Origin of the sequence: Paenacidovorax caeni (assembly GCF_001298675.1) — a bacterium.
In the GTDB taxonomy this organism is placed as follows: domain Bacteria; phylum Pseudomonadota; class Gammaproteobacteria; order Burkholderiales; family Burkholderiaceae_C; genus Paenacidovorax; species Paenacidovorax caeni.
In genome coordinates this window covers 1-16,936 of the sequence record NZ_CYIG01000057.1, presented here as the reverse complement: position 1 = coordinate 16,936, position 16,936 = coordinate 1, and the positions used below count along the sequence as shown (strand labels likewise).

The 16,936-nt window shown below is 58.4% G+C and carries 13 protein-coding genes and 1 pseudogene; 10 read left to right on the top strand and 4 right to left on the bottom strand.

Going from position 1 to position 16,936, the window contains the following annotated elements:
• Window positions 1-265: 265 nt before the first annotated feature.
• The 8 genes from BN2503_RS16955 (at window position 266) to BN2503_RS20225 (ending at window position 10,355) form a co-directional block, all read left to right on the top strand.
• The gene (locus BN2503_RS16955; RefSeq protein WP_054257795.1) at window positions 266-2,995 is read left to right on the top strand and encodes a DEAD/DEAH box helicase; all 2,730 of its coding nucleotides are present in this window, start codon (window positions 266-268) and stop codon (window positions 2,993-2,995) included.
• Between the two features lie 43 nt (window positions 2,996-3,038).
• The gene (locus BN2503_RS16950) at window positions 3,039-4,832 is read left to right on the top strand and encodes an ATP-dependent nuclease (protein WP_074930426.1); all 1,794 of its coding nucleotides are present in this window, start codon (window positions 3,039-3,041) and stop codon (window positions 4,830-4,832) included.
• On the top strand, window positions 4,832-5,662 hold the full coding sequence (locus tag BN2503_RS16945) for a hypothetical protein (protein ID WP_054257794.1): 831 nt from the start codon (window positions 4,832-4,834) through the stop codon (window positions 5,660-5,662). Before BN2503_RS16950 ends, BN2503_RS16945 begins: the two co-directional genes overlap by 1 nt.
• Window position 5,663: 1 nt before the next feature.
• Complete coding sequence (locus BN2503_RS16940; RefSeq protein ID WP_054257793.1) at window positions 5,664-6,716, top strand: virulence RhuM family protein; 1,053 nt, start codon at window positions 5,664-5,666, stop codon at window positions 6,714-6,716.
• A 2-nt stretch (window positions 6,717-6,718) separates the two neighbouring features.
• Complete coding sequence (locus tag BN2503_RS16935; RefSeq protein ID WP_082366655.1) at window positions 6,719-8,947, top strand: TOTE conflict system archaeo-eukaryotic primase domain-containing protein; 2,229 nt, start codon at window positions 6,719-6,721, stop codon at window positions 8,945-8,947.
• A gap of 42 nt (window positions 8,948-8,989) precedes the next feature.
• Complete coding sequence (locus BN2503_RS16930) at window positions 8,990-9,388, top strand: type II toxin-antitoxin system RelE/ParE family toxin (RefSeq protein ID WP_353611901.1); 399 nt, start codon at window positions 8,990-8,992, stop codon at window positions 9,386-9,388.
• Window positions 9,385-9,702 (top strand): helix-turn-helix domain-containing protein, encoded by a 318-nt coding sequence (locus tag BN2503_RS16925; RefSeq protein ID WP_054257791.1) that lies wholly within the window; start codon window positions 9,385-9,387, stop codon window positions 9,700-9,702. The genes BN2503_RS16930 and BN2503_RS16925 overlap by 4 nt, the downstream gene beginning before the upstream one ends.
• A gap of 365 nt (window positions 9,703-10,067) precedes the next feature.
• Window positions 10,068-10,355 carry a hypothetical protein gene (locus BN2503_RS20225; RefSeq protein ID WP_139235522.1) on the top strand — a complete coding sequence of 96 codons (288 nt, stop codon included), beginning with the start codon at window positions 10,068-10,070 and terminating at the stop codon, window positions 10,353-10,355.
• A 28-nt stretch (window positions 10,356-10,383) separates the two neighbouring features.
• On the opposite strand, the pseudogene BN2503_RS16920 reads toward BN2503_RS20225, so the two are convergent.
• A pseudogene (locus tag BN2503_RS16920) lies at window positions 10,384-11,259 on the bottom strand (nucleotidyl transferase AbiEii/AbiGii toxin family protein).
• A gap of 314 nt (window positions 11,260-11,573) precedes the next feature.
• On the opposite strand from BN2503_RS16920, the gene BN2503_RS20220 reads away from it, so the two are divergent.
• Both BN2503_RS20220 and BN2503_RS20215 read left to right on the top strand, forming a co-directional pair.
• Window positions 11,574-12,110 carry a hypothetical protein gene (locus BN2503_RS20220; protein ID WP_148639771.1) on the top strand — a complete coding sequence of 179 codons (537 nt, stop codon included), beginning with the start codon at window positions 11,574-11,576 and terminating at the stop codon, window positions 12,108-12,110.
• 81 nt (window positions 12,111-12,191) lie between these two features.
• A complete protein-coding gene (locus BN2503_RS20215) occupies window positions 12,192-12,446 on the top strand; it encodes a hypothetical protein (RefSeq protein WP_139235524.1) in 255 nt (84 codons plus the stop codon).
• 400 nt (window positions 12,447-12,846) lie between these two features.
• Here the strand turns inward: BN2503_RS20215 and BN2503_RS20210 are convergent, their stop codons facing one another.
• The 3 genes from BN2503_RS20210 to BN2503_RS16910 all read right to left on the bottom strand — a co-directional run bounded on the left by BN2503_RS20210 (window position 12,847) and on the right by BN2503_RS16910 (window position 16,737).
• Window positions 12,847-13,179 (bottom strand): hypothetical protein, encoded by a 333-nt coding sequence (locus tag BN2503_RS20210; RefSeq protein ID WP_139235525.1) that lies wholly within the window; start codon window positions 13,177-13,179, stop codon window positions 12,847-12,849.
• Between the two features lie 75 nt (window positions 13,180-13,254).
• Window positions 13,255-16,257 (bottom strand): Tn3 family transposase, encoded by a 3,003-nt coding sequence (locus BN2503_RS16915; RefSeq protein ID WP_054257790.1) that lies wholly within the window; start codon window positions 16,255-16,257, stop codon window positions 13,255-13,257.
• Window positions 16,258-16,263: 6 nt separating this feature from the next.
• On the bottom strand, window positions 16,264-16,737 hold the full coding sequence (locus tag BN2503_RS16910) for a hypothetical protein (protein WP_054257789.1): 474 nt from the start codon (window positions 16,735-16,737) through the stop codon (window positions 16,264-16,266).
• Between the last annotated feature and the right edge of the window lie 199 nt (window positions 16,738-16,936).

Here is a 16,936-nt window from a genome sequence, read left to right as displayed (position 1 = left end):
TGGGACGCATCCCGCCGGCACGATTCGCCCAGCAGCACCGCCAGCGCGCTGGCGGTGCTGCTGGCAGTGAGCAGAAACAAAACTTCGATTAACCTTCAACCCCGGACTTCTCCAATCCGTTGGTACGGTCAATGGGGGCAGGTCAGTGCTGCCAAAGTTCAGCGGCCCGAAAGTGATCTACGCCGCCGCCAACCGCATGGGTGCCCGCACCGCGCGTGAAGGCATCACCTTCAAGCAAACCCCTTACGCGCTGGAGGTGTAAGCCATGACAAATTTCTCACCAAAGAAGTATCAATACGATCCTGTCGATGGTGGTGGTGTATTGAACAGTGTGGAAGCATATTTCAAAACCTGCCACGAATTACCGTCGCCCTCGATTGCCTTCACCGCCACCACCGAACGCCTGTGGGGTCGCGGCAACCCGTACAACCCGCTGTCGGGCTTTCCGGCTGACATGCCGTACTTCTGCCTGCGCGTACCCACTGGCGGCGGCAAGACTTGGCTGGCGGCAAAAAGCGTTCAACTCGTCAACACGCATCTGCTGCGCTGCGAGCACAGCGTGATTCTGTGGCTGGTGCCCAGCAAGCCGATTCGTGAGCAGACCATCAAGGCGCTGAAGGATCGCAGCCACCCCTATCACGCTGCACTGCGCGAGGCGGGGCCGATCACGGTGCTGGATCTGGAAGAAGCCAAGAGCGTGACCCGGGCCACGCTCGATACCTCGACCACGATCATCGTTGCCACGCGCCAAGCGTTTCAGGTGGAAGAGGAAGAATGCCGCAAGGTGTATCAGTCCAGCGGTGCGCTGATGCACCACTTCGACAATCTCTCCCCCAGCCAGCGTGATGAATTGCTGACCGATGGCGAGGGCAGCGAGCTGACCACACCGTATTCACTGGCCAACGTGCTGCGTCTGCGTCGGCCCTTCGTCGTTGTTGACGAGGCGCACAACAGTCGCACAGAACTGGCCTTCGACATGCTGGCGCGGTTCCGCCCCAGCGGCGTGATGGAGCTGACCGCCACGCCCGATCTGGAGCGCACGCCCAGCAATGTGCTGCACAGCGTGTCCGCCGCCGAGTTGAAGGCGGAAGAAATGATCAAGCTGCCAGTGGTGCTGGTAACCGAACCGAACTGGCAACAGTGTCTGGCCGATGCCATTGGTCGGCGCGATGCACTGCACAAGCTGGCCGATGAAGAGCGCCGGGCAGGTGCGGCTTACCTGCGCCCGCTGGTATTGATTCAGTCGGAACCGCGCCGAGCAGGAATCGAGACGCTGGATTTCGAGAAGGTGAAGAACGAGCTGATCACCAACCACGGCATCCCGGCCAGCGAAATTGTGGTGGCCACCGGTGAAGAAAAGGGGCTGGAGCAGATCGACGCCGATTACAAGCTGGGCATTGCCGACCCGGCCTGCCCGGTGAAGTTTGTCATCACCCAGAAGGCGCTGGCCGAGGGCTGGGACTGCCCGTTTGCCTACATTCTGGTGAGCATGGCATCGCTGTCGTCGGCCACAGCTGTGGAGCAGTTGCTGGGGCGAGTGCTGCGGCAGCCCGGTGCCAGCCATCGGCAGGCGAAGGCCTTGAACCAGTCCTACGCCTTCGTGGTGTCGCGCAACTTTGCCGAAACAGCGGGCGCACTGCGTGATCGTCTGGTGGCGGGCGCCGGTTTCGAGCGGCGTGAAGTCACGGAGTTCGTCACGGCTGCCAAGGCTGAGCAGGCGAGGCTGGATTTGGAGGGCCACGCCGGGCGCGTCATCGTTCGGCCAGTTGCGATTACGTTATCCGAAAAGCCCGACCTGAAGAGCGTACCGAAGCCGGTGCGTGACAAGGTCAGCTGGGACGGCAAGCTCAACACCCTGACGATCAGCACCCCACTGACCGAAGATGAAGCCGAGGTGCTCAAGGCCTCGGTGACCTCCGAAACAGCGGCAGCGGCCATTGTGGAAGCGGCCGAGGTCAGCCGCACAACGGCGATTGAGTTTTTCCAGACGCCCGCCGAATTGGGCGAGCGCTTCCGCGTGCCGCAACTGGCCTTGCGCGTGCAGGGCAGTCAAGGTGAATTGGCGCTGTTTGATGATCCGGAGGTTCTGGAATATCCGTGGGACCTTTCGCCCTACGATGCTGCACCGACAGCCGACGACCTGACCGCATTGGGTGCGGCGCTGAAAGTGTCGGAAGGTGGCGAGATCGACATCGATGCTGGCGGTCACGTGGTGTCGCGCTTCTTGCCCGATTTGCAGCGCGATCTGGGCCTCGTCTATCAACCCGAAAATTGGGATGAAGTCCGCATTGCCACGTGGCTGTGCCGCAACCTGCCCGAGCCGTCGCTGACCCACGCCAGCAAGCAGACGTTTGTCGCCGCGTGGCTCACCGATTTGCTGCGCCGGGAAGGCTTCACGCTGGCACGCGCCAACTTGCAGAAGTTTTTGATCCGCAATCTGATCGAGGCGCGCATTCGTGAACTGCGCAAGCAGGCCGTTGCCAAGGCTTTCCAACAGGCACTATTTGGTGATGATGCGGCCACGCGCGTGGCGGTGACCGACCAATACACTTTCGAGTTTCATGCCCAAGCCTATGCCCCGAGCCGTGACTACGACGGGCGCTTTGGGCACTTCGATTTCCGCAAGCACTTCTATGGGCGCATGGGTGACTTCGACAGCAAGGAAGAATTCGAGTGTGCCTGCCAGTTGGATATGTGGGCGCAGCAGGGCCGTATCCAGTTCTGGGTGCGCAACCTGGTTCGGCGCGAAGGCAGTTCCTTCTTCTTGCAGAAGGCAGATGGCCGTTTCTACCCGGACTTTCTGTGCCAGTTGCCAGGCAGTGCAGACAAGCCCGGAGTGATTTTGGCGGTGGAGTACAAGGGGGCTGATCGCTGGAACGGTGCTGAAGATGATCGTTTGATCGGTGGCCTGTGGGCCAATCTGTCGGAAGGCCGTTGCCGATTCGTGATGGTCAAGGACAAGCGCTGGGATTGGGTTGAGGAGGTGCTGAAGTGAAACCGAAAACCAGCACGCAGAAAATCCAAATCAGGAGCATCTGATGAAGCTACGCCGCCTGCGCATTCACAATTTCCGCTCGACTATCGAGGCCGACATTGAGATTCACGACTATACGATGATCGTCGGTGCCAACAACGCAGGCAAAAGTAATGTACTGGCGGCGCTGCGGGCGTTTTACGAAGACGTCAAATGGTCCGCCGAGGACGTTCCCAAAGTGGGCAAGAGTTCCGACGAGACTTGGATCGAATTGGCATTTGCGCTGACCGATGCGGAATGGATCAGCCTGGCGGACAAGTACAAGGAGGGTGTGACGGACCAGACCCTGACGGTGCGGCGCTACTTTGTTTCTAAGGATCGCGTCAAGGCAAATCAGAGCAACATCTATGGTTTGGTCAAAGGTGAGCCGGAAGATTCTTATTTTTACGGTGCCAAGAATATCGGCACGGCCAAGGTGGGGCGCGTCATCTACATCCCTGCGCAGACGACGGCCGCCGATCAGATGAAAACCTCCGGCCCGTCACCGCTGCGCGACATGCTCAATTTCATGCTCAAGCGTGTGGTGTCGGAAAGCGTGGCCTATAAGGCTGTGGAGGAAGCTTTCGGCAAACTCAATGAAGAGGCCCGTGGCGACGATGGTTTCCTTGCCAAAATCGCAAAACCGATCAACGAAGCTATCGGCCACTGGGGCGTGCGCTTTGATATGTCGGTCAATGCAGTATCGCCGGATGACATCACAAAAAATCTGGTCAAGCACGCGTTTGCCGATGCCATGCTGGGCGATACCGCGTTTGCGCTGGACCGCTATGGGCACGGTTTCCAACGCTCATTTTTATATGAGCTGATCAAACTCGCGCCGTCATTCGCGGACACCAAAACAAGCGAGAAGAAAGAATTTGATCCGGACTTCACGCTGATTCTGTTTGAGGAACCAGAAGCCTTCCTGCATCCGGCCCAGCAGGAAAACATGGCTTTCCACCTGCGCCGCCTGGGTGCGGGAGCTGGACAGCAGGTTGTCATCACCAGTCACTCTCCAATTTTTGTTGGCAAGGTAGCCGATGATCTTTGCCAGATCGTCCGGGCGCGGCGCGAAGGTGGAATCACGGCCTTGGGGCAGATCGGTAGGGTGATCGCCAAGGACGTCTTTGCAGAAGGGCTGGCGTTTCGGAAGTGCTTGGAAGGCTTTGTGAATGACACTGCAATTCATGACGATCAGAAGAAGGATGCCCGGGATCTCCTGAAAGCAGCGCAACCCGATGAGGAAATCGCCACACAGGAGGAACGCTTCCGGTATCAGTTGTGGCTGGATTCCGAACGCGCCTCGATGTTCTTTGCCGATCGCGTTCTGCTGGTCGAAGGGGCCACGGAAAAAGCGCTGTTCGGTTGGCTGCTGGCGCGGGACTGGCATGAACTGACCCGATACCGCATCGTCGTGGTCGATGTGATGGGCAAGTTCAACTTCCACCGCTACACGGCGCTGCTGGAGCAGTTCGGCATTCCCTACGGTCTGATGCTTGACGACGATCAGGACAAGCAGCACCACAAGGCGGTCAACGAAATGCTGCGCAATCAGACTGGGCAGCATCGCCTTGCGCCAGCCGTGTTCATCCCGACGCATATGGAGTCCTTCCTTGGCAAGGCATTGCCGGGGCGCAATGACCAAAAGCCAGTGCAGGTCCTCCGTGAGCTTGAATCAGGTGGCCTGGCGGGTGACAAACTCACAGCGCTGAAGGCCAAGTTCTGCGAGGCGTTGGCGCTCGCCAGCAAGACTGGTGCTCCCGATGCGCCGCTCGGCAGCCCACTTCCCGCTTTCCTGAATCCCGGGAGGTCAGTTTGATGGTCTTCAGCGCCACTTGGTTTCTTTTGGAGCAAGAGGGGCTACTGGCCCAAGCCTGCCTATGCAATGGCCTGACTGCCCTGCGGCGTGCCAACCTAGGTGATAAGAAAGGGCTTTTCTATTCGGCTTTCTTCGAGTTGTCTATTGGCTTCGAGCGGACGCTGAAACTGATCTTGATCCTTGACCACATGGCGCGGAACCAACTGGATCCACCAGACAGTAAGACTGTTGAGGATTACGGCCACAAACTGCGCGTGCTCTTCGATAGCGCCAAGGCGATTTGCGCCACGCGTGGTGTTCCCGCGCTGGATGCGTTTCAGCCGGATTCATTGCCAAACGCTATCCTGGGATTTCTTGATGATTTCGCACACCCGGGCGGGCGCTATTCCAACATCAACAAACTGACAGGTCACAAGCACCAGGCGATGGCTGACCCCCTCGTGAAGTGGGGCGAGATTGCTAGTCGGATCATGAATGAGCACGCCACGCCGGGTCAGCGCAAACGTGCTGAGTTGAACGGACAGCTGGCATCCGCAGCCTTCGGTGACGCCGCTGCCAGCCTGATCAGTGATATGAATCAACAGCAGATGGATGTCGCTCGCTTGTTCACTCGCGCTTCGGAACTGGATTCGGCGGCTCGGCATGCCATCTATGCGCTGGTGACATTGATCGCTGCCCTGCGCGAAGTGATCGATTCACTGTGTGATAGTGCCTGGAAAGCAAGCCCTGCTGGCAGGTCGGGTATGCCTGACGTACCTGATATGAAGGAGTTCTTCCAGTTTGCCTGGGCAGACAGGCCGTACGTGATGCGAAAGCGGATGTGGCCCTGATATGACCGAAATACAAGCACCTAACCCCGGAGAATTCCTACTTTACGAAACCGAGGACGGTCGCACCCGGGTCGAATGCCGTTTCGCTGAGGATACCCTTTGGCTGTCTCAGGCCATGATGGCAGAGCTGTTTCAGACCTCACCGCAGAACATTACGCTGCACCTCAAGGCGCTCTACTCGGAAGGGGAAATTGCCACTGAGGCAACCTGTAAGAGTTACTTACAAGTTCGGTCGGAGGGAGATCGGCAGGTCCGGCGCACGGTGAAATTCTACAATCTCGACGCTATCCTGGCCGTGGGCTACCGGGTCCGCTCGCCGCGCGGTACGCAGTTTCGTCGCTGGGCCACCGAACGGCTGCGCGAGTATCTGGTCAAGGGTTTCACCCTGGATGATGAACGCCTGAAAAGCCCGCCCGTCGCTGGCTCGGCGGTACCGGACCGCTTCGACGAGTTGCTGGATCGCATCCGCGACATCCGGGCCAGCGAGCGCCGGATGTACCTGCGCGTGCGCGAGATTTTTGCGATGGCGGCAGACTATTCTCCATCGCTGCCGGAAACCACCAAATTCTTCCGATTCATCCAGAACAAGCTGCACTTCGCCGTGACCGGCAAGACCGCCGCCGAGCTGATTGCCGAGCGCGCTGACAGCAACCGTCCGAACATGGGCCTGACCACCTGGAAATCGGGCAGCGTACAGAAGACCGACGTGACTGTGGCCAAAAACTACCTGCACGAACCAGAGATCAACGAGCTTAATCGCATCGTCACGATGTGGCTGGACTTCGCAGAAGATCAGGCGCGGCGGCGGAAAGAAGTATTTCTCAAGGATTGGGCCGGAAAACTTGATGCATTTTTGAAGTTCAACGATCGCAACGTATTGGATGGTGCGGGCCGGGTTTCCAAGAAACAAGCCGACGCCCATGCAGAGGGCGAGTACGAGCAGTTTGCAGCTCAGCGTCGGGCATTCCTTGAGGCGGAAGGGGCCGAGGTCAATGTACGAGCCTTGGAGGCAGCAGCAAAGGCATTACCGAAGCCCGACAAGACAAGGAAGTGAGGGTGCTGGATTGCGATGAACTATCTGGATTGCGAGCCGAGAACGCGCGCCTGATCGCGCTGCTCGAATCTCACGGAATCGAATGGCGGGTGCCGGCACAGCCAGTTGTTGCCGTGCAGGAGTCAGAACTATCCCGGTTGTCCACTGCTGAGAAGGTGGCACTGTTCCGAACGTTGTTTCGTGGTCGCACGGATGTGTATCCCATCCGCTGGGAAAGCAAGACCAGCGGCAAGTCTGGCTACGCCCCGGCCTGTGCCAACGAATGGCGCGCGGGCGTCTGCGAGAAGCCGCGCATCAAGTGTGGCGACTGCGCTCACCGCGTCTTGCAGCCGCTGACCGATGCGGTGATCTACGACCATCTGGCCGGGGAGCACACTATCGGCATCTATCCGCTGCTGGAAGGCGACACCTGCCATTTCCTGGCAGTCGATTTCGATGAGGCCGACTGGCGCGAGGATGCCAAGGCCTTCATCCAGTCTTGTACTGAACTGGGCGTGTCGGCAGCGCTGGAGATATCCCGCTCTGGCCAGGGCGCGCACGCCTGGGTGTTCTTCGCCGGTGCGGTATCGGCGCGCGATGCGCGTCGTCTGGGTACGGCCATCATCAGCCACGCCTGCACGCGCACCCGCCAACTACAACTGACGTCCTACGACCGCCTGTTCCCGAATCAGGACACGATGCCCAAGGGCGGTTTCGGCAATCTGATCGCCTTGCCCTTGCAGAAGCATCCGCGCGAGCGGGGGTTCAGCGTATTCGTGGATGCCAGTCTGCAGCCGTATTCCGACCAGTGGGCGTTTCTAGCCTCCGTTGCGCGGATGCCCGCGCACGACATCGAACCGAACATCTTGCGCGCCACGGGCGGCGCGCATCCGCTGGACGTGACCTTCATCGACGACGAGGATCTGGCCACGCCGTGGAAGAGGGAAAGCAAACCAGCCAAGCTGGCCGGTCTGATGCCCAAATCGCTGACCGTCATCCTGGCCAATCAGATCTATTTCGAGAAGGCGCAAATGCCGCAGGCGCTGGCCAATCGCCTGATCCGGCTGGCTGCCTTCCAGAATCCGGAGTTCTACCGGGCGCAGGCGATGCGGATGTCGGTGTGGGACAAGCCGCGCATCATCGGCTGCGCCGAAAATTTTCCGCAGCACATCGCGCTGCCGCGCGGGTGTTTAGACGCCGCGCGTGACCTGTTGGCGGACAACGGCATTCGTCTCGACCAGCGCGATGAGCGCCACGCCGGAACACCCATCGCCGTTGGCTTCAGCGGCACGCTGCGCCCAGACCAGGAAGCCGCCGTGGCGGCGATGCTGGGTCACGATGCTGGTGTGCTGTGCGCGCCAACGGCCTTCGGCAAAACGGTGACGGCCTCAGCGATCATCGCCCGGCGCGGCGTCAACACCTTGGTTCTGGTGCACCGCACGGAACTGCTCAAGCAGTGGCAGGTGCGCCTTGCCGCATTCCTGGATGCAGGCAAGGATGTGATCGGCGTTATCGGCGGCGGCAAGAACAGGCCCACCAGCCAGATCGACATCGCGGTGATGCAATCGCTTTCGCGTCAAGGCGAGGTCGATCCACTGGTGGAGAGCTATGGACAGGTGATCGTGGACGAATGCCACCATGTCGGCGCGGCGTCCTTCGATGCCATCCTGCGGCGTGCAGGGGCGAAACACGTGGTCGGCCTGACGGCAACGCCGATTCGCCGCGACGGGCAACAGCCCATCATCTTCATGCAATGCGGACCGATCCGGCACAAGGCGGCGCAGCCGCTTGACGCGCCGCACGATCTGGCGGTGATGCCGCAGTGCATCGAGTCGCTGATCGCTCTGCCAGCGGAGGCGGGCATCCAGGATGTGTTCCGGCATCTGGCACAAGACGCGGCCCGCACGGCAGCCATCGCCAGTGCGATCACCAACGCCTTCCGGCAAGGCCGCAAGGTGCTGGCGCTGACCGAACGCACCGAGCACATCGACGCCATTCGCACCGCGTTGGCCGATCAGGTGCCGGAACCGTTCGTGTTGCACGGCCGGATGTCAAAAAAGCAGCGCACCGCGTTGATCGCCATGCTCGATGCCTTGTCGCCGGAAGCGCCGCGCGTGCTGCTGGCCACCGGCAAGCTGGTTGGCGAAGGCTTCGACCATCCACCACTGGACACCTTGGTGCTGGCGATGCCCGTCTCGTGGAAAGGCACGCTGCAGCAATACGCCGGTCGCCTGCACCGGGTCGAATGGTGATGTCGGCTGGGCAGGGTGCCAGAACAGCCGGGTAGACAATCTATGCCACTCGGTGGCACAATATTCCCAATGACGCGAGTATTCAAAACTCGCCACTTCCAACGATGGATGCGCAAGACGGAGCTCACCGATACCGTCCTGTGCAGGGCCGTTCAGGAGATGGCGGCCGGCCTGATCGACGCTGACCTCGGCGGCAGCGTGCTGAAGAAACGCGTCGGGTTAGCGGGGCGCGGCAAGCGTGGTGGCGTGCGCACGCTGGTCGCCACCAACAAGGGCAACCGCTGGTTCTTCGTGTTCGGCTTCGAGAAGAACGAGCGGGCGAACGTCAGCGACGAGGAACTCGAAGGCTTGCAGATCCTCGCCGCCGACCTGCTGGCTCGAACAGGCCCGCAACTGGATGAAGCCGTTGCCGACGGCGCTTTGCAGGAGATTTGCCAATGACCACCAAGACCAAGAGTCGCATCCTCGAGGCCGTTCACGAATCGGCCAGCGATCTGCATCGCCTGGGATTCATCGACAAGCGCAAGATGCAGAAATACGACGCGCTGTGCCTGGAGCCCGTGCAGGACTACGACGCTGAAAAGGTCAAGGCGCTGCGCGAGCGATTGCACCTGAGTCAGGCCGTGCTGGCCAGCGTGCTGAACACCAGCACGTCCACTGTCCGCAAGTGGGAGGTGGGCGACAAGCGCCCCAGCGGTCCGTCGCAAAAGCTGCTGGACATCCTCGAGCGCAAGGGACTGGAAGCGGTTCTTTGATCCGCCCATTGCCGCTCACGCCCGCTGCATTGCTATTCAAGCGACGGAGACGGAATTGAACCGGCGTCCGTCCGCCACCATATACAAGGTCTCGGAAAATCTCCGGGCCCTTTTTCTTGCCTGGAATCCCCGCGTAGCGCGGGGTTCCGGCCACCTGTGCTGCGGGTGGCCATCCTGTGATCTCCCCGGATCGGGTGGATGCGATCACTGGGACGACAAACAGGCAGGCTCTGATCGTTGGTCGGCGGAGTGGGGGTGCAATTGTCCTTGTGCTTCAAAGCGCGCAGGACGACTCGCTGCTGACCTACACGGTTGACACCCTGTCGAGGTCTGCCAAGAGGCAGCTATCCGGACAACGAGCCGGTATGTTCCTGGCGGGCCTTGACGGGCTGGAGGCGGAATCGTTGATGGATCTGGCTCAGCAGGATGGCGCTGGAGATCAGCCACCAATCGCCCTTCGCATCCGTGTCAGTGAATTCCTGGCCAACCAAGGCCGGGACCATGTCGTAGGGGTTGGGTTCATCAGCAAAGGAGGACTACGCCCCGTTGCTGGTGGCGTGACTGACAGTGGGGGCTCCGCCTATGTTTTCCCGAAACGCGAAAGTCCCTTTTGGCACGCCGATTTCTCTGGCCTGTTCGCCGAGCGGGGATGAGAGGCTCGGCAGCGTCTTTGCTGGACTTTCAGACCCAGCGCAGTGCGTCAGGGCGCCAAGTGGCAGTTGTCTGACTGCCAGCGGCGGCGACCTGCGTCGGTGGCCACAGCAAGTCGTCCAGCAGTGCGACGGTGTCACCCAAACTCGCAGCTTCGATGCGATTCTTGTTCAGGAAGGCTTGCCACTGGCGCAGCTCTGAACTGCTTGGTCAGTGCCAAGGGCCGCTCGGTGGGCTGGGCGGTCTGGCGTCGGGCAAAGGTGGCGGCGATGGCCGCCGCAAGCGTGGCACCGTCTAGTTCCTTGCGCAGTGCAATCACTGCAAGGTCAAAGAAGTCCTTCATGCGGCTATTCGCCAGCCCCAGCATCACCATGGCCTAGTACTTCTCAGCGATCACGGTGTAGACCGGATAGACCCGCAGCGTGGTGGCTGGGAAGTCGCCCAGCAAGGTGGGATAAACCACCGGCCCCGGCGTCACGGCATCCCCGAAACCCACGTCGATCTGAAGTGCGCAGCGTGCGGAACCGATGTGTGCCACCAGCGTGATGCGCGTTCAGCCATAGGTGTTGTCCTTGCGAATGGCATCGGTCTTCATGGAGTCGGGGTCAAACACGATGCCATCGCCCAGGTCCATGGCGGCGATGTCGCGGAAGGTGGTGATCAGGTTCGCCTCATCGTCGGGGCCGAAGCCCAGCAAGTCGGCATCCCTTGTCGGTCGGTGCGGGGTGTCGTACCAGAGCGCAAAGAGCAGGGCGCCTTTGAGCAGGAAGTGTTCGGCATGCGGTGAGAGGCTGATGCGAGCCAGCCGGCGCTCCATGCCGAAGCGGTTCAGCAGCAGGTTGAGTCGTCGCCGCGTTGCTTAGCGATGGTCAGCAGCCGGGTCAGGATCGACGCGGATAGGTTGATCGCTCATGATCACATTATGTTTGCAGACTGATTCATGACGCTTGCTGCGTAGAACCTGTCCCGCTCCGCCGTCATCCTGGCACATTCCCCCTCCGCTGGGTAAAACTCTTCGACCACAGCAAGTGTGCTGTGTGATGGCAGTTATGCGGGGGAACCCTTTGTGCAGGCGTGCGTGAGGCGCTCGGTGAGCACGTCACCGTACGCCCGTTTATACCAAGCGACACATACTGTCGCACTAGCTTTCTAAAATTTGGCTTCCCTTCAGCTTTTTTACTGGAAGCGCCATGACTACTTGCGATACCGCCATACAAACCATGAATGCACAACTAATGGTGCTGCATGTACGTGAGTGTGAATTGAGCGCTTGCCTCTCCCAGAACATCTCAAGGGCGCTTGCATACTATGGGCCAAATATCCAAGCGCTGGACGATACAAATCCTCTGAATGGGAATTTCACCACCCTGTATTGCCAGTTAGCGATGAGGCGTATTGAGCAATTCCAGCGAGAAATTGCTGAGCGCGCGCGCTGGTTGAATTACTCCCAGGCAGTGCAAGAGGCGCTACGCATGCTGGATATGCCTACCGTACTGCAATGCGATCTGGCCGTCAATTTAGACCCCGATAGCTCACGATCCAAGGATCAGTGGTCACAGCAGATCAACGCTGCCTTACTTCATTTGATGCATTGTAGCAATTCGCTGCAAGATCAGTTGGCAGAGCTAACGCGTGCATTGGAGGCATGGACGCCTTCTCGCAAAGAACAAGCAGCAGTAAACACACAAGGCGTGAATCATTTCAGGCAGGTTGCGACCAATCCGCCGTGGTTCTTCAAAAACATCAAATTGGCATAGCCTGTCGTATAATACACCTATGGTTACATTTTTGACCTGCTTATTATTCCTTGAATATCTGCTTCACCCTTGGCAAGCACCGTGTCGAAAGGCGAAAAGCTGGCGCAGCGCTTGTCTCAAATTCTTGCCCAATTGCATAAAGGCGATGCGCTTGATAAGCACCAGCTTGCCCAAGATTTTCAAGTGGATGTACACACCATTGAACGCGACCTTGGTGAGCGGCTACGTGGCATCGTTGAACGAAGTTCTGATGGTCAATGGCATCTGACGCACTCAGCGCGCAGCACCGCCCACATCAATCACATCCATCAATTGCTGCCTGTGGTGCAGTATTAGCTGCCACATGTGCTGATTGTGCAACCTGTTGAGTGGCATGAAGAACTTGTGACTGGCTTACGGGGGGCACTCAGTCAATGGGAATCTTGAATCACCCAACTGTCCATTTCGCCCACTCTCGACGACATCACCATGCCATATCACCCGAGGCGCAACGGCAACGTCCGCAGCGCTACAAAACTTACCTCTTACTTAGGTAGAAAAAAATGACTAAGACACAGCAGAATTACTTGAGCTTTCTGGCCGCAGTGGTGCACTTGCTGCAGCAGACCAAAAAGAGGGTCGGCCGGGAATCGTGCGAAATCCTCAAAAAAAACGCTTAGCCGATTGTTCTAAAACAAAAAGTCACTTGGCTGATGCAAAGGCCGGTTTTCACCGGCCTGTCCTCTTCAACTGAGGCTTAGGCTCCGCAAGCCAGCGCCTTGTTGGCACTGACAAAAACACTGTCAGACTTAGTTTTGTACTCGGCACTCGGCGTTCCATTGTGAGTTTTGCACATTGGAGCGATGAAATTGAGCTTCCGAAGCGATTCGTCCTTCATGTTTGGCAAAATGACATGCGCCCCTACCTCAGCGTGGGACTCACATCCTTGCACATGACATTTCGGTGTCGTGGAAGCCTTCGCAAATTTCTTCCAATGGCCCAGCCAGGAGCCACAACTGCAATTCTTGCCAGAGGTTCCATTCAGATTTTTCATCGTGATGGAGCCACTTCCGGTCAGCGTTTTACTCATGAACATCTCCCTAAAATGACCACGCACGCGCATGGCAACCCATGATATTGGGATTCCCTCCACAAAATTCAACGGTCATTCAGTTGGCTTACCCGATTCAACCTCCAGAATTCGGAACCCCTCATCCAGGGCTTCGGCCTTGCGTCGAAAATCCAGCACGTAATCGCCGAAACGATTGATGTGCTCCAGCCGGTATGGCGCCAAGCCAGCCAAGACTTCCTGATTGATCACAGCCCCTTCTGCCTGGAGTTGTTTCAGAACGCGGCTCATCCCCACCACGTTGTGCAAGATGACCAGGTTGGCGACCAGATGGTTGTATTTGATGATCTTGCGCTGCTCATGGCGCAGGTTTTCGGCAATCACCCCTTCTCCGCCAAAGAACAGCTTTTTCTCGAAACCGTTGAATTGCTCCGACTTGTTGGTTTCCGCGTGGATGAGTCGGCGCAGTTCGACGTCGCCAACATATTTCAGCAGGAACATGGTTCGGATCACCTTGCCGAGTTCCTTGAAGGCGAAATACAGCTTGTTCTTTCGGCTGTAGGTGCCCAGGCGACGCAGAATAGCCGAGGCCGAAATCTTCCCGAGCTTGATGGATACCGCCACCCGCAACATGTCCGGCAGATGGGTCTCGATCATCTGCCAGTTGATGTCGTCACTGAACAGCCGGTCGATATGCGTGAATTTCTTGTTGCTGTCGGGACGGTGGAAGACCAGATCCTTGATGCCACGGATGCGCGGCATCAGCTTGATACCCAAGAGGTGGGAAAGCGCAAACACCGTGTAGCTCTGGGCCTGGGTATCGCCGTGGATGGTGTCTGGTCGGATATCCGAAGTGTTGGTCATCAGCCCATCAAGGATGTGGGTGCCCTCGTAGGTGCCGCAGGAAATGAAGTGGCTAAACAGCGCGATGAACTTGTCGGAGACATGGTAATAGCCGATGCCGCCATAACCACCATAGCGGATGTGATGTTCGGAAATCAGGTTCTGCTCGTAGAGGTTCCATTTTGTGCCGTCGGCCGAGGCATGCTTGCCTGATCCCCAGTAGCCGGGCAATTCAAACTTGTTGTAGGCATTGATGACCTTGACGATGGCTTTTTCCAGCACCTCTTCTGTCACGTACTTGATGTTGAGCCACGCGATCTGCTTGCGGCTCATGCCCCGAATCGATCGTGCTGTCTGGGTCGGCCCGAGATTGCAGCCATAACAGAACAAGGTGCTGATGACCCGCGGGCGCAATTCCTCGATTCGGCTTTCGGTGCCCATCAAGGGTCGGAAGAGCTTGTGCAATTGCAGCCAGCGCTCAGTATCGATCAGTACGTCGACGATACTGATGTTCTCCATGTGCTCGGTGATCAACTGGTCGATCGCCTTGATGCCGGGCGGCGGTTCGCTAGTGGGCGGTTTTTTCAGGATCAGCCGGCCATCGACAATTTCGGCATAAGCATTTTCAGGAAATTCGGCATCGACCGCCTCGGCCGTCTCCAGCAAAGCCGCTTTCAAGGTCTCGGTGAAGGCTCTGGAATCGGTTTCGACTCCAGTGACCTCGCCATACTGCGCCAATTCGCGATTCAGGGTGTCGTCGTCAACCAGTTGCTCCCGGTAATCGTCGTAACGCTCGCCATGCTGGATGAACAGGTCACCCGATTTGAGTTCATCGCGGATCGCATACAGGACCGCGAGTTCGAAGTAACGGCGGTTGATGGCAACGACCTGACCGTCGGCGCGCTCGGTGATGACCAGTTTCCGCCACGTTGTGGGCAGCCACAGAAAATCTTCGTCGGCATTCAGCCCAACCAAGGATAGCGGAACGATTTCATGCCGGGTGCCGCGTAGCACCTGAAGTGCTTTCATCATCCGCATTAAGGTGTCGTCTTCGCTACTGCTCTGCGGATTGACGATTTCGATGCAGTTCAACAACTGGGCGCGAACCATCTTGTAGGGTTGGATGAGGAATGGCAGGTGATTGCGTCCGGCGTAGGCCATGTGCTCATCGCAGATGGCTACCAGGTCGTCGACCTCGGCGATCAGGCTGCCACCGATGGCTTCCACCCGTTGATGATCCGTCCCGTCGATTTGGTAGGCCAGCAACATCTCTTTTAACTGGCCGATCAGTCGATCGGTTCGCTGCAGGTGTTCCTGCTGGTATTCGCCCAGTTTGTTGCGCGCCTGATTGTCCAGGTTTTGAAGCATGCGGACGAACAGGTCGGCCGCATCGTCGAGCGTCTGGGCAAATTGCGAGCGGATGTAGATGACGGCCAGCGCATAGCGCTTCTGGGGCTTCAGTTCCGCCATTTCTGTCGCATCCAGCGAACGGGCGATGTAGCGGTACTGCTTGAGCTTCGGAACGGGGATGTCGGGCGTTGGCAGTTGGTCAACCAGCAACTGAAGCCGGCGGATGTGCTGAAGGTAGGAACGGGTTTCCTTGTTGGTCGGTTTTTTCGGTTCCCGTTTGAGCAGGTTCCAGGTGCTGCTGCTCTCGCCTGACTTGACCTTAAACAGGCCGTCAACCAAAGCTTTCACCTTGGTATCAAGCTGGTCGGCAATGCTCGCAAAATGGACATCATGAATCTTTTCCCGGGCCTGGATGCCCAACCGATCGAGCGTGGAGAAACCGGGCAACTCGTAGCGATGATGGACCAGTTCTTCAAGCATCACGTTGATGATGTCGGCTACCACATGCCGGCTGTCTGCGGCGGTTTCTGCCACGTGCCGCAACCAGGCGCGTCCCTGATCGTCCAGCGGACGAACATTCAGGTAGCGTCGCAAGGCAGTAATCAAGGTGGTGCGCGCCGTCGTTCGGTCGAACTGCCGAAGCTCATCGCTCCTAGCCGGCCGATACCCCGTTTGGGCCACAATGTGCTGGCGTATCACCGACGGGACATCCCTGATGTGGACGAAGTACCCAAGACGCTGAAACAGCTTCAGGTAGATGAATGCTGCCGAGCGGGCAATGGGACGCTTGACGGTTTTGTCAATGAACGCGATTTCATCGGGGGTCAGGGTATAAATCTCGTCGAGATCCTGTGCCGATGGGTCTGCCTTCAGGCGTGGGTACGCGGTCTCGTGAAGTTGGGTCATGCGGGATCAATCCCAATGCCGACCGGTGGCCGGGTCGCGGCAGACCGCCTCCAGAAAACACTCACGGGCATCGGCAACGCGATGGAGTTCATCGAGCAAGGTGTAGAGATGATCGTCCAAAATATCGGTCGAGGGCGTCGGGACGGCAATCTGATATCGACGGCCCTCCTGGTCCAGGGGCTGTGCCTGAAACCGGGAAAGGCTGGTACTCGTCATGTCTCGCAGGGCATTGGCGACGGCACGGCGGCTGCCATTGAAGGCTGACAGATCGAGGGAAACCTCGATCGTGGTGAGTGAGACCTCGGGCAGGCTGGGCAATTGCGGCGTCGAGGCGGACGATGTTTCCGGTAGCGCCCGATCCAGACCTTGCTCGAAACGTGCTTTCTGGTCGGTGCTGACCCCATCCAGATAGCGCATGGCGGCCTTCACGTCGCGCCAGCCCACGTAATTCATCAACTCCCGAAGATCCCAACCACTCATCCCGGCCCACTGGGCAAAACCGCGGCGTAGCGAGTGGCTGCTGAAGGGGTCTCCTCGTTTTCAGTGCAATAAGTGACGGTACGAAAAGCTAGCACTGGCGCGGAGGTGGTGTTGGTAGATCGTTGATTTCATTGACTTTCCTGTTCACTTTCAAATCTGCGATTCGTGGCGTCAAACCGTGGTCGGTTTCATCCATTGG

Excerpts from the sequence above, each read along its gene's own strand:
- BN2503_RS16915 (WP_054257790.1), bottom strand. The coding sequence starts at position 16,257 with ATGACCCAACTTCACGAGACCGCGTACCCACGCCTGAAGGCAGACCCA.
- BN2503_RS16950 (WP_074930426.1), top strand. The coding sequence starts at position 3,039 with ATGAAGCTACGCCGCCTGCGCATTCACAATTTCCGCTCGACTATCGAG.
- BN2503_RS16925 (WP_054257791.1), top strand. The coding sequence starts at position 9,385 with ATGACCACCAAGACCAAGAGTCGCATCCTCGAGGCCGTTCACGAATCG.
- BN2503_RS16930 (WP_353611901.1), top strand. The coding sequence starts at position 8,990 with ATGCCACTCGGTGGCACAATATTCCCAATGACGCGAGTATTCAAAACT.
- BN2503_RS16910 (WP_054257789.1), bottom strand. The coding sequence starts at position 16,737 with ATGAGTGGTTGGGATCTTCGGGAGTTGATGAATTACGTGGGCTGGCGC.
- BN2503_RS20225 (WP_139235522.1), top strand. The coding sequence starts at position 10,068 with ATGTTCCTGGCGGGCCTTGACGGGCTGGAGGCGGAATCGTTGATGGAT.
- BN2503_RS16955 (WP_054257795.1), top strand. The coding sequence starts at position 266 with ATGACAAATTTCTCACCAAAGAAGTATCAATACGATCCTGTCGATGGT.
- BN2503_RS16940 (WP_054257793.1), top strand. The coding sequence starts at position 5,664 with ATGACCGAAATACAAGCACCTAACCCCGGAGAATTCCTACTTTACGAA.
- BN2503_RS20220 (WP_148639771.1), top strand. The coding sequence starts at position 11,574 with ATGAATGCACAACTAATGGTGCTGCATGTACGTGAGTGTGAATTGAGC.
- BN2503_RS16945 (WP_054257794.1), top strand. The coding sequence starts at position 4,832 with ATGGTCTTCAGCGCCACTTGGTTTCTTTTGGAGCAAGAGGGGCTACTG.
- BN2503_RS20210 (WP_139235525.1), bottom strand. The coding sequence starts at position 13,179 with ATGAGTAAAACGCTGACCGGAAGTGGCTCCATCACGATGAAAAATCTG.